Source organism: Campylobacter sp. RM16188 (assembly GCF_012978795.1).
Lineage (GTDB): Bacteria > Campylobacterota > Campylobacteria > Campylobacterales > Campylobacteraceae > Campylobacter_A > Campylobacter_A canis.
This window is the reverse complement of record NZ_LIWQ01000011.1, coordinates 78494-90109: the sequence shown is the minus strand read 5'-3', so window position 1 is coordinate 90109 and position 11616 is coordinate 78494. Positions and strand designations below refer to the sequence as shown.

Here is an 11616-nt window from a genome sequence, read left to right as displayed (position 1 = left end):
GGTTTTAGAATTTGACTGTATAGGCAAGTAAAAACGCAAATTCTTTTATAAAAAAGAATTTGCTATCTCTTCTTAAAAACTAGAAACTAAAAATACTAATAAATTAAATTAATACTGTTATGTCACAAAGTCACCAAATTTAAAGTCGGTTTTTGCTAATATGTCTTTAAATTTTATTTAAAGGAGACAAAATGCTAAAAAAGACTTTGTTAAATTTAGCTTTAGGAAGCGCGTTAGTAACCACTTTATACGCCTCTGGCGGCGAGATAAAAGGCCTTAACGTAATGCTTACGGCATCCGATACTCAAACGCAGATGATGGCGATGGTGTTATCCACAAAAACACTTGAACAAAAAAAGGACGTAAGGATAGTTCTTTGCTCCGAAGCGGGAGATCTTGCACTTAAAGAGAGCAAAAGCGAGCCGCAAAAACCGCTTAATAAATCACCAAAAGATCTTTTGCAAGGAGCGATAAAAAACGGAGCTAGTGTTAAAGTTTGTCCTTTATATCTTCCAAACAAAGGACTTGATAAATCAGCTCTTATAGAGGGCGTTGAAGTTGCTTCTCCTGATGAAGTGGCTAGAAGCTTGCTTGATGGGGAATACAAAAATTTAAGCTATTAAATTTACTTTTTTCTTGCAAAAATAGGCTTTCAAATAGATAAAGCCTATTTTAATATCCTTTTATTCATACTTTTATTTTTAGTTTTGAAGCCTTATTTTGCTGGCCTATATTTTTAATCTTGAATTTTAAACAAAACGGGTATAATTCATATAAATTTAATCATAAAGAGAAAAAATGGATAGAGTAGAGCAGGCGATTGCCGATATAAGAAACGGTAAAATGGTTGTGATGGTTGATGACGAGGATCGCGAAAACGAGGGTGATTTAGTCTTTGCGGGCGCATTTAGCGATACGCAAAAAGTAAATTTTGCCATCACTCACGCAAAGGGAGTTTTGTGTCTTGCGATTTCTGAAGATATCGCAAAAAGGCTTGAGCTTAATCTGATGGTTGATAAAAACACATCTTGCCACGAGACGGCTTTTACAGTTACCATTGACGCAAAGGCTGCCACAACCGGAGTAAGCGCTTATGAACGCGATATGACGATACGTTTAGCCACAGATCATACCTCTAAGCCCGAAGATTTTGTAAAGCCCGGACATATCTTTCCTCTTATAGCCAAAAAAGGAGGCGTGCTAAGCCGCACGGGTCACACTGAAGGTTCGGTTGATCTTTGCAAATACGCAGGCGTTACGCAATCAGCCGTAATTTGCGAGATCGTAAAAGAAGACGGAAATATGGCAAGAAGAGCCGATCTTGAGGAGTTTTGCAAGAAATTCGGACTTAATATGGTCTCTGTTTCAGAGCTTGTAGAATACAGACTAAAGCATGAGAGTTTAATTCATGTAAAAGAAAAGTCAAAATCGAAAATAGCGGGCTTTGACGCTATAAAATACGAAATAACCGACCATAAGGATCAGGTGCATTTTGCTTTTGTTTTTGGAGAGATAAGCAAGCGCACAAATGTAAAATTTCATAAAACTACAAGCGATATAGAGCTATTAACCTCGGCTAAATTTGAAGAGCTTTTAAAATCCATCGAGTATCTAAGCGAAAATGGCGGTATTTTGGTGTTTTTGCAAGAGGAAAAGACCTGCGATAGCACTATTAAGGACTTTGGTATCGGAGCTCAAATTTTAAGAAAGCTTGAGATCGAAGAGATCGAGCTTCTAAGCTCAAGCAAAAATAGAGAATTCGTAGCTCTTGGCGGATTTGGACTTGATATAGTTGAGTATAAGGAGCTTAATTAAGCTTAAATTTGCAAAACCAAGGAGGATTTTTGCAAAAAGTTATTTCGGCTCTGTTTTTGACATTTGAACTGCTTTGCATTTGGTTTTATTACGCTAGTGGCGATTTTAAATTTCTTATTTTGGCGGGTTTTACGCTTGGAGGATTTTTTATATATCTGCTTGTAGGTAAAAAAACTCAGCATCAAAACGACATAGAGCGAGCTTTTGCAAAAACTCCTAATTTAGGGCTTTTGCTTGTAAATGAAAGCGGTATCGTCAAATTTATCAATAAAAAATTTGAGCAAATTTTTGCTCTTGAAAGCAAAAGATACTACGAGCAAGAATTTGATACTCTTGTTTTAAACTCCAAACATCTTGAGTGCTTAAACAATTTCTCAAATTTGAAAAACAATCCTTATGATAATCAAAATTTCATTGTTTCTATTAATAATTTTTTTACAGATTAAATATCTCAAGCGTGCTTGAGGGTGGGGTCAAATTTGACGGATTTATCATCACTGCAAGCGATGTAACGCATGAAAGAGAGCTTGAGCAAAACGAAGCCGAGCACCATAGAATGCTAATAGCAAATGCAAAGATGGCGGTTGTGGGCGAGATGATAAACTCCATATCTCATCAGCAACGCCAGCCTTTAAGCTCTATCTTGCTATCGCTTGAAAATATTGAAGACTCTTTAAACGAAGATAGGTTTGATGAGATTGCAGAGCATCTTAATCGCTGTAAAAAAGGCGTTCGTCTTATGGATGAAACTATAAAAGCTTTTAGAAGTTTTTATAAAAACGATAATAATATAATAAATTTTAATGTAAAAGATGTTATAAACGAGCTTGAGTTTATAGTAAAGCCTCAGATGAATACAAACGGAATTTCGTTTGAATTTATATGCGAAGATGGTGAATTTATGGTTTACGCAGCCCCTTCTTACGTGAAGCAAATTTTATTAAGCTTACTTTCAAATTCCAAAGATGAGCTTGTAGAGTTTATGAAGGAAGATGTATTTTTTGAGCCTAAAGTTTGGATAAATTTGCAAAGTGTTAAAAATGAAATTTGCATAAGCGTAAGTGATAACGGAAGAGGCGTAAAAGAGAGTAAAGAGATGATTTACGAACCGTTTTTTACTACTAAAAAGGACACCGGAACGGGCATGGGGCTTTATGTGGCTAAAATTTTAGCTACCGATAAGCTTGGTGGAAGACTTGTTCTTGAAAGTGCGAAAGAGCCTACTAAATTCGCGCTTTATCTAAAAAAAGAGGCTAGAGAGGCGGACAATGTATAGCAAGATAAAAGAGATATTAAAAGATGTAAATTTGCTTCTTGTTGAGGACGATGATGACTTAAGAGAGGCGATAAAAAGCGCTTTGGCGCACTATACAAACGAAATTTACGATTGCAGGGATGCAAAAGAGGCGTTAGAGTGCTTTAACTCGCATAATATAAATTTGATAGTTTCTGATATCAATATGCCTAGAATGAGCGGGCTTAAGATGGCTTCGATAATCAGAAAGAGCGACGAGAACGTGCCTATAATATTTTTAACCGCTTATGATAACGATGAAAATATGCTAAGCGCCATTGAAGTTAAGAGCTCGGGCGTGCTTAAAAAGCCGTTTGATAAGCGCGAGCTGGTGATGATGATGAGTTTTGCGGCGAACAAATTTAGAAGCGATTTTGCAAGCGTGGATCTTAAAAACGGCTTTGTGTTTAACGCATTTACAAGAGAGCTTTATAAAGACGGCGAAGTAGTAGCGCTAACGAAAAAGGAGCAAGCGCTGCTTCATCTTTTTCTTAAAAACCAAGCTAGAACCGTTAGCTTTGAGATGATTGAGGCTAACGTATGGCAGGGCGAAAGCTGCACAAGCGACACTATAAGGTCTTTTGTCTATAAGCTTCGTAAAAAGCTCTACCCGGAACTTATACAAAACGCTCAAGGAAGAGGTTATAAGCTATGCTTAAATGAGGAATGCGACAGGACTATAAGCGGGGTGGGGTATGTGTAAGATAAAATACAAAAATTATAATCAGCTAAGCAATAGAAAACCGCTAAACTAAAAATTAAGTGTATTAATTAAAATTTTCTAAATATACAAAACTACTTAAATAAATTCATAAAATTTCGTAAATTTCAAAAAAATCATATTTAAATCATACTTTTTATCTATAATTTCTCTACAACCACGACAAAGGAGAAATATGAAAAAAGTATTATTGTCAGCAACGATAGCCTGTTCGCTGTTTGCATCGGGAGATGTTTATAGCGATGTTGTTAAGCCGCTATTTTTAGATGCGACTTCGGATAAGTCCATAGGCAGACTACTTCCGACTAATGCCGTTAAAATAAGCGAGGAGGGTTCCGATAGAGTAAAAGTAGTAATTCGCGGGTATAAAAATCCTGCCGTAGATAACGTGATTTATTATAGTGATTCACAGCGCGTCATAGCGGCGGCTTTTGCTAAGACGGCAAAGATTGATTATAAGATGATTGAAAAGGGTAAAGACGGCAAATGGGACAAAGTGGAAGTTGTCGCTTACACTCCTAAGGGTGAATTTGTAAATGAAGTTTCTTCTATGTTTGCAAGAGCCGATCAGATGTATAAAGATAACTGCGGCATCTGCCACACAGCTCATGCGACCGACCACTACAAAGCAAACCAATGGCCAAATCTTGTAAAATCAATGCTTAGCAGAACCGCTATAGATAAAAAAGATGAGTGGCTCATCACTCAGTATTTACAAAAACACTCTTCGGATGTGAGCGCAGGAGCGAAGTAAGACGCGAACTGCTTCGCGTCTGTGCCTAAGCGAATAGCCTTGAGTATATCGCAAAGCGATACGAAGGCTGGAGACGGATTAAGGATACAAAGATATTTTTATAAGGAGAAAAAATGAACAGACAAAGACGAGATGTTTTAAAATTCGGCGCGCTTTTAGCAGGAGCTCCGCTAATTTCAAAGGTTGCAGCTACGAATTTGCTTGCAGATGAGCTAAATTCCGGCCTTGTCAAAAACGGCACGGTAAATACCGCAGCTCACTGGGGTATGCTAAAAGTAGAGGTTAAAGACGGAGTGATCGTCGGCTCAAACCCTATCCAAAAGACAAGCGATATACCAAATCCGCTTCAAAATTTTACCGCCGATATGGTATATAAAAGTCGCATAAGATATCCGATGGTGCGCAAAAGCTATCTGATGGATCCAAACAATCCAAAGCCGGAACTTAGAGGCAAAGACGAGTGGGTTAGGGTAAGATATGAAGACGCTATCAAGCTTGTGGCCAGAGAGCTTAAAAAGACGAGAAAAGAAAAAGGAATTCAAAGCGTATTTGCAGGAAGCTACGGCTGGAAATCAAGCGGAAACGTGCATAATTCCAGAATTTTGCTTCATAGATTTATGAATTTAAGCGGCGGATTTGTGGGACACCTTGGCGATTATTCCACAGGAGCAAGCCAAGTTATCATGCCTCACGTTATGGGAAGTATAGAGGTTTATGAGCAGCAAACCAGCTGGCCGCTTATACTTGAGCATTCAAAAGTAGTCGTTATCTGGGGAGCAAACCCTCTAAACACACTTAGGATAGCTTGGACGAGTACTGATGAGCAAGGCTTTAAATACCTTGAAGAGCTTAAAAAATCAGGCAAAAAAGTAATAATCATCGATCCTATTAAGAGCGAGACGGCTCAATATTTCGATAAAGCTCAGTGGGTAACTCCGCTTCCAAATACCGATACGGCGATGATGCTTGGTATGATGCACTACTTATATACAAGCGATAAATACGATAAAGAGTTTATCTCGACTTATACGGTCGGCTTTGATAAATTCCTTCCTTATCTGCTAGGTAAGACGGACGGAGTGGCAAAAGATTTGGATTGGGCGAGCAAAATTTGCGGACTTAAAGCGTCTCTTATCAAAGAGCTTGCAGATACCTTTATGAATAACCGCACTATGCTAATGAGTGGTTGGGGTATGCAAAGAGCTCATCACGGCGAGCAACCTCACTGGGCTATGGTAACTCTAGCTGCTATGCTGGGTCAGATCGGACTTCCGGGCGGCGGCTTTGGCTTAAGCTATCATTACTCAAACGGCGGTGCTCCTACTTGCAAAGGCGGAGTAATCGGCGGTATGAATAGTGCAAGTTTAGGATTTTTCAACGAAGAAGGTGAATTTATCGGCACAAATACGGGAAGCTTTGATAAAAATGGTCGCTTTATAGCTAAACCTGTAGCGGCAAGCGGCACTGGTCAAAGTTGGCTTTCAAAAGCAACCGAGTATGTATTCCCATTAGCTAGGATAGCCGATGCATTGCTAAATCCGGGTAAAGTTATAGATCACAACGGTAAGAAGATAACATATCCTGATATAGACTTTATCTACTGGGTCGGCGGCAATCCATTCTGCCACCATCAAGATACAAACACTCTTGTAAAAGCTTGGCAAAAACCTCGCACCATCGTCGTAAATGAGCCTTACTGGACACCGACAGCAAAGATGGCTGATATCGTGTTCCCAACCACAACGGCTTATGAGAGAAACGACATCACGATGACGGGCGATTATTCAAATATGAACATCGTCCCTATGAAACAAGTGGTTGAAAAATTTGAAGAGTCAAGAGACGACTATCAAATTTTTAGTGATCTTTGCAAGGCTTACGCTAAAAATCTAGTCGTAGCATATACCGATAACGGCAAAGACGAATTTGACTGGATCAAAGAGTACTATGACGCAGCTTATAATCAAGTAATCTCAGTGCCTGATCTAGTAACCGACATGAAACCGTTTAATGAATTTTGGGCGGCAAATGAACCTGTGACATTTGCTTCTACTCCGGAGAGTGATCAATGGATAAGACACGGCGAATTTAGAGAAGATCCTATCCTAAACGCACTGGGAACACCGTCAGGTCTTATAGAAATTTACTCAGAAACTATCGAAAAGATGGGATATGATGACTGCAAAGCTCACCCTATGTGGTTTGAGCCTATCGAGTGGCTGGGTATGAAGGATAAGCCTGCTAAATTCCATATGATAAGCGCTCACCCTGCGGATAGACTTCACTCTCAGCTAAGCAATACGAGCATCCGCGACAATTACGCAGTGGCAAATCGTGAACCGATCTGGATAAACGAAAAAGACGCTAAAGAGCTTGGCATAAAAGACGGTGATTTGGTTCGCGTGTTTAACGCCAGAGGAGAGGCGTTAGCAGGTGCGGTCGTAACTAAAAACATATCAAGAAACGTCGTAAGGCTTTGCGAGGGCGCTTGGTATGATCCTGATATGAACGGACTTTGCAAAAACGGCTCTGCAAACGCACTAACCATAGATATACCGACCAGCAAGCTTGCAAACGGCAATATAGCTCATACGGCTCTGGTAAATATCGAGAAATTTACAGGCGTTGCGCCTAAACTAACTGCATTTAGCGATCCGAAATTCGCTATGTGATATCCAAATTCTACCGCTTTATTCGGCGGTAGAATTTATCTTTTTAAAATTTAGTTATTCATAGTTGTCAAAATTTACAAATTCTTTTTTCCAAATTCAGTAAAAATTCCTTTGTTTTTAAGCCTTCTCCACCTGAGTATCCGCCAAGTGAATTGCCGGCTACTACTCGGTGGCATGGGATGATGACAGGGATTTTATTTTTGCCGTTTGCGGAACCAACCGCGCGGCAAGCCTTTGGGTTGTCTATGTTTTTAGCTAGCTGGGCGTAGGTTATAGTCTTTCCGTAAGGAATTTTAAGTAGCGCCTCATATACACTTTTTTGAAAAGGAGTGCCTGAAATTTGAAATTTGCATTTAAACTCGCGTAAATTTCCTTTAAAATACTCATCAAGTTCTTTTAAACAAAGCTTTAAATTTTCATCTTTTATCTCTGTTTTTACAAATTTATCAACGAAATTTAGCTCGCAAATTCCGTTTTCGTCCGCGCAAATTTCTAAGATGCCGATAGGGGATTTTAAGTAGGCTTTTTGCAAATTTACTCCTTTTGGTTTCATATCCTTAAATTTAGCAAATTTTAGTTTAGTTTCTTATGCGTTTTTGGATAAAATAGGGCTAAATAGTTAAAAATTTCAGCTTATTTACTTAAGCAAAAGGATCGGTGATGGATTTTTTTAAAGAGTATGAAAAAAACGTTGATGAAAGGTCATTGCTCGGTATTCCGCCGCTTGCTTTAAGCGCAGAGCAGACACAGGAAGTTTGCGAGCTTTTAAAAGATGGCGATAAAAGGCAAGCCGAGCTTATAAATTTACTTGCCACTAGAGTAAATCCTGGCGTTGATGATGCGGCTAAGGTAAAGGCTGAATTTTTAAACGAGATTATAAATCACGATGTAAAGATCGCTAGCATTGATAAGCTAAGCGCGGTAAGCATGCTAAAGCCTATGCTTGGCGGATATAGCGTGATCGTGCTTATAGCCTCGCTTCAAAATAGCGATAAAGCAGTGGCAAAGGCTGCCTGTGAGGTGCTTAAAGAGACGATTTTTGTGCATGATTATTTTAATGACGTGCTAAATTTAAGCAAAAGTAACGAATTTGCTAGGGAAGTTATGATCTCATGGGCGAATGCAGAGTGGTTTTTATCGCGTAAGCCGCTTGATGAGGTGATAAAGGCGGTTGTATTTAAGGTGCCTGGAGAGACGAACACTGATGATCTAAGCCCTGCAAGTGAGGCGTTTACTCGCTCTGATATCCCGCTTCATGCTAATGCTATGCTGATACGCCGACAACCCGGAAGTCTTGATAAGATAGCTGAGCTTAAAAAAGGCGGTCTCGAAGTGGTTTATGCAGGCGATGTGGTGGGTACCGGCTCAAGTAGAAAAAGCGGCATAAACTCTATCCAGTGGCATTTAGGGCGAGACATTGACGGCGTGCCAAACAAGAAAACAGGCGGCATAGTTATCGGCACGACTATCGCTCCGATATTTTTTAACACCGCAGAAGATAGCGGCGCACTACCTATAATCGCTGATGTAAGCTCGCTTGAGACGGGCGATGAGATAGAAATTTACCCGTATAAAGGCGAGATAGTGCGAGCGGGTAAGGTTGTAAGTCGCTTTACGCTTATGCCAAATACCCTACTTGATGAAATTAGAGCAGGCGGGCGTATACCGCTTATCATCGGTCGAGGGCTTTGCATGAAGGCTAGAGCGGCGTTAAATTTAGGAGATGAGCAGATATTTACTAAGCCTACTCAGCCTAAGGATGAGGGTGAATTTGGCTTTACTCTGGCTCAAAAGATAGTAGGCAAGGCGTGCGGCATGCAAGGTGTGAGGCCAAATTCTTACGTTGAGCCTTTGACTTTGACCGTAGGCAGTCAAGACACCACGGGGCCTATGACAAGAGATGAGATAAAAGAGCTTGCAAGCCTTGGATTTTCGGCCGATTTCGTGCTTCAGAGCTTTTGTCATACGGCTGCTTATCCTAAGCCAAGCGATGCGATCACGCATAAGACTTTGCCGAAATTTATGAATTCTCGCGGCGGAGTTAGTCTAAAACCAGGAGACGGCGTCATACACTCGTGGCTAAATCGCATGGTGCTTCCGGATACGCTTGGAACGGGCGGCGATAGTCATACGCGCTTTCCTATCGGCATAAGCTTTCCAGCCGGAAGCGGTCTTGTGGCGTTTGCGGCGGTGCTTGGCGTTATGCCTTTGAATATGCCCGAATCCGTCTTAGTGCGATTTAAAGGCAAGCTTCAAAGAGGCGTCACGCTCAGAGATCTTGTAAATGCGATACCTTACTACGCGATCAAGTGCGGGCTGCTTACGGTTGAAAAGAAAAACAAGAAAAATATCTTTGCGGGCAAAATTTTAGAGATCGAAGGGCTTGAGAGCCTAAAAGTAGAGCAGGCTTTTGAGCTAAGTGACGCTTCAGCCGAACGCTCCGCAGCTGCCTGTGTGGTGGCTATTGATAAAGCGCCGGTGATAGAGTATATAAGATCAAATATAACTCTCATTGAAGCGATGATGAGGGCAGGGTATGAAAGCAGGGCGACTCTTGAAAGAAGGCGCGAAAAGATGCTTGAGTGGCTGGCAAATCCAACCTTACTAAAAACTGATAAGAACGCCAAGTATGCCGAGGTGATAGAGATAAATTTAGACGAGATAACCGAGCCGATACTTGCTTGTCCGAATGATCCTGACGACGTGGCGACTCTTAGTGAAATTTTAGCCGATGAAAGACGTGCTAAGAAGATCGATGAGGTATTTGTAGGAAGCTGTATGACAAATATCGGACACTACCGCGCTTTAGCCGAGGTGCTAAGAGGTGAGGGCGAGATACCTACGCGCCTTTGGGTTGTGCCGCCTACGAAGATGGATAAAGATGAGCTTGAGCGTGAAGGGTACTATGACGTGTTTAGAAGCGTAAAAGCGCGTATAGAGGTGCCTGGCTGCTCGCTTTGTATGGGAAATCAAGCGCGAGTCAAGGATAACGCCGTGGTCTTTTCAACCTCGACTAGAAATTTTGACAACAGAATGGGGCTTGGCGCGAAGGTCTATCTTGGAAGCGCAGAACTTGCTGCAGTTTGCGCTCTGCTTGGAAGACTTCCGAGCGTGGAAGAATATATGAGGATAGTTCCTCGTAAAATCGCAGGCAAAGAAGATGAAATTTACAGATATCTAAATTTTAATGAGATAGAGAATTTTAAGATAGATTAAATTCCGATTTAAGCGGGTAAATTTGCGAATTTGCCCGCTTGCTAAAGGACTAATATGCATGAAGCAACTCCTTTTTTTATAATCCTAATACTTCTTATCGTAACTTTCTTTATGGCTTTAATCAGACCCAAAGGCATACGTAAGCTAAGAGCGCTTCTTATATGGTTTTTAGTGTTTTTTGGAGATTTGTTGGTAATTTGGATTGTTGGTTATTATTATAGCTATAAGTATGCAAATATAAATATCTATGACGAGCCTAGTATAAATGCTTATTATTTGGGAGAGAGTAAAATTATGAAGGATAATATATATAATTTCCCTGTATTATATCCTACTACAACTAGATTATTCAATTTTCCCGAAAACGTAACCGATGCAAATTTTATCTCTTTAATGAACGGCTATGTGGATTTTATAGACTATAAAGAAAAAAGCGAAAACAATGCCACAAACGGTAAGTATTTTAGAATTTATCTTGATAATGATGGAGCCAAAGAGTGTTATTTGTCCACTAAGATAAGCGTTAAAACCTTTTTAAAAAACATCTCAAACAGCCTAATAACTCCTGATGAGCTAGAAAGGTTTTATAACGAACTTAATTCAAACAAAAAAGACGAGAAACAAATCATTAAAGATGTAGAGATACTAATTCAAGATAGAAATATTTCTGTAGCCAATATAGAAATACCGAAGAAAGTAATAAAGTACATTACTGCTAGAATGAAAAACCTCAAAGAGATCTACAAAGATAAATGTATAGCCCGTAAAGAAATTTCAGAAGATGAGATAGCTCCTATTGAGATTTTAACCCAAGATCCTCATAGTCGTCCAATGAAACTTAAACCTAATATAACAACTATATTTGATAATTTACTTGGAATAGAATTTAACTATGGAGGAATTATAAATGATAGAAACACAGGCAAGATATTGGCGGATAATATATATTATGGTTAGATATAAAGGCATAATGGTAGAGAGTCTTATAAAAGCAGTGGGTAGTCAATCAAGAAGTTCTTCAACCCGCTGTGACGGCGGTAAGAAGTATCATTTAGAAGAGTGTAATACTAAGCTAATAACAGAATTCTTTGGAAAAGACAATAAATAAAATTTGAGGCTTCTTTTGCCTCAAATTTGTAGTATC

General features: G+C 39.7%; 11 protein-coding genes. 10 read left to right on the top strand and 1 reads right to left on the bottom strand.

Translation table 11 applies throughout. The annotated features are described in order from the left end of the window. The first annotated feature begins 191 nt into the window (after positions 1–191). The 7 genes from CDOM16188_RS08065 to CDOM16188_RS08040 all read left to right on the top strand — a co-directional run bounded on the left by CDOM16188_RS08065 (position 192) and on the right by CDOM16188_RS08040 (position 7256). Positions 192–623 carry a DsrE family protein gene (locus tag CDOM16188_RS08065; protein WP_172201205.1) on the top strand — a complete coding sequence of 144 codons (432 nt, stop codon included), beginning with the start codon at positions 192–194 and terminating at the stop codon, positions 621–623. Between the two features lie 175 nt (positions 624–798). Then, complete coding sequence (locus CDOM16188_RS08060) at positions 799–1815, top strand: bifunctional 3,4-dihydroxy-2-butanone 4-phosphate synthase/GTP cyclohydrolase II (RefSeq protein WP_172201203.1); 1017 nt, start codon at positions 799–801, stop codon at positions 1813–1815. Positions 1816–1844: 29 nt separating this feature from the next. Then, a complete protein-coding gene (locus CDOM16188_RS11330) occupies positions 1845–2261 on the top strand; it encodes a hypothetical protein (RefSeq protein ID WP_253908156.1) in 417 nt (138 codons plus the stop codon). A gap of 11 nt (positions 2262–2272) precedes the next feature. Next, positions 2273–3091, top strand: a complete 819-nt coding sequence (locus CDOM16188_RS11480; RefSeq protein ID WP_367649343.1) for a sensor histidine kinase — start codon at positions 2273–2275, stop codon at positions 3089–3091. After that, positions 3084–3812 carry a response regulator transcription factor gene (locus tag CDOM16188_RS08050; protein WP_172201201.1) on the top strand — a complete coding sequence of 243 codons (729 nt, stop codon included), beginning with the start codon at positions 3084–3086 and terminating at the stop codon, positions 3810–3812. The genes CDOM16188_RS11480 and CDOM16188_RS08050 overlap by 8 nt, the downstream gene beginning before the upstream one ends. Before the next feature lie 193 nt (positions 3813–4005). Next, on the top strand, positions 4006–4584 hold the full coding sequence (locus CDOM16188_RS08045) for a cytochrome C (RefSeq protein ID WP_172201199.1): 579 nt from the start codon (positions 4006–4008) through the stop codon (positions 4582–4584). Positions 4585–4697: 113 nt separating this feature from the next. After that, positions 4698–7256 carry a molybdopterin-dependent oxidoreductase gene (locus CDOM16188_RS08040; protein WP_172201197.1) on the top strand — a complete coding sequence of 853 codons (2559 nt, stop codon included), beginning with the start codon at positions 4698–4700 and terminating at the stop codon, positions 7254–7256. A 67-nt stretch (positions 7257–7323) separates the two neighbouring features. On the opposite strand, the gene CDOM16188_RS08035 is transcribed toward CDOM16188_RS08040, so the two are convergent. Continuing rightward, positions 7324–7788, bottom strand: a complete 465-nt coding sequence (locus CDOM16188_RS08035) for a methylated-DNA--[protein]-cysteine S-methyltransferase (protein WP_172201213.1) — start codon at positions 7786–7788, stop codon at positions 7324–7326. 128 nt (positions 7789–7916) lie between these two features. Between CDOM16188_RS08035 and CDOM16188_RS08030 the strand changes: the two genes are divergently transcribed. From CDOM16188_RS08030 to CDOM16188_RS11320, 3 genes are read left to right on the top strand one after another with little or no spacing between them, the layout of a single operon-like run. Beyond that, a complete protein-coding gene (locus CDOM16188_RS08030; protein WP_172201195.1) occupies positions 7917–10472 on the top strand; it encodes a bifunctional aconitate hydratase 2/2-methylisocitrate dehydratase in 2556 nt (851 codons plus the stop codon). A gap of 54 nt (positions 10473–10526) precedes the next feature. Continuing rightward, positions 10527–11429, top strand: coding sequence for a hypothetical protein (locus CDOM16188_RS08025; protein WP_253908155.1), 903 nt, complete (start codon positions 10527–10529; stop codon positions 11427–11429). Then, the gene (locus CDOM16188_RS11320; RefSeq protein WP_253908154.1) at positions 11422–11580 is read left to right on the top strand and encodes a hypothetical protein; all 159 of its coding nucleotides are present in this window, start codon (positions 11422–11424) and stop codon (positions 11578–11580) included. The genes CDOM16188_RS08025 and CDOM16188_RS11320 overlap by 8 nt, the downstream gene beginning before the upstream one ends. Positions 11581–11616 lie beyond the last annotated feature (36 nt).

What these genes read in the sequence shown, in the direction of transcription:
- CDOM16188_RS08050 (WP_172201201.1), top strand. Translation starts at nt 3,084, where the DNA reads ATGTATAGCAAGATAAAAGAGATATTAAAAGATGTAAATTTGCTTCTT.
- CDOM16188_RS08040 (WP_172201197.1), top strand. Translation starts at nt 4,698, where the DNA reads ATGAACAGACAAAGACGAGATGTTTTAAAATTCGGCGCGCTTTTAGCA.
- CDOM16188_RS08065 (WP_172201205.1), top strand. Translation starts at nt 192, where the DNA reads ATGCTAAAAAAGACTTTGTTAAATTTAGCTTTAGGAAGCGCGTTAGTA.
- CDOM16188_RS08060 (WP_172201203.1), top strand. Translation starts at nt 799, where the DNA reads ATGGATAGAGTAGAGCAGGCGATTGCCGATATAAGAAACGGTAAAATG.
- CDOM16188_RS08025 (WP_253908155.1), top strand. Translation starts at nt 10,527, where the DNA reads ATGCATGAAGCAACTCCTTTTTTTATAATCCTAATACTTCTTATCGTA.
- CDOM16188_RS08030 (WP_172201195.1), top strand. Translation starts at nt 7,917, where the DNA reads ATGGATTTTTTTAAAGAGTATGAAAAAAACGTTGATGAAAGGTCATTG.
- CDOM16188_RS08045 (WP_172201199.1), top strand. Translation starts at nt 4,006, where the DNA reads ATGAAAAAAGTATTATTGTCAGCAACGATAGCCTGTTCGCTGTTTGCA.
- CDOM16188_RS11320 (WP_253908154.1), top strand. Translation starts at nt 11,422, where the DNA reads ATGGTTAGATATAAAGGCATAATGGTAGAGAGTCTTATAAAAGCAGTG.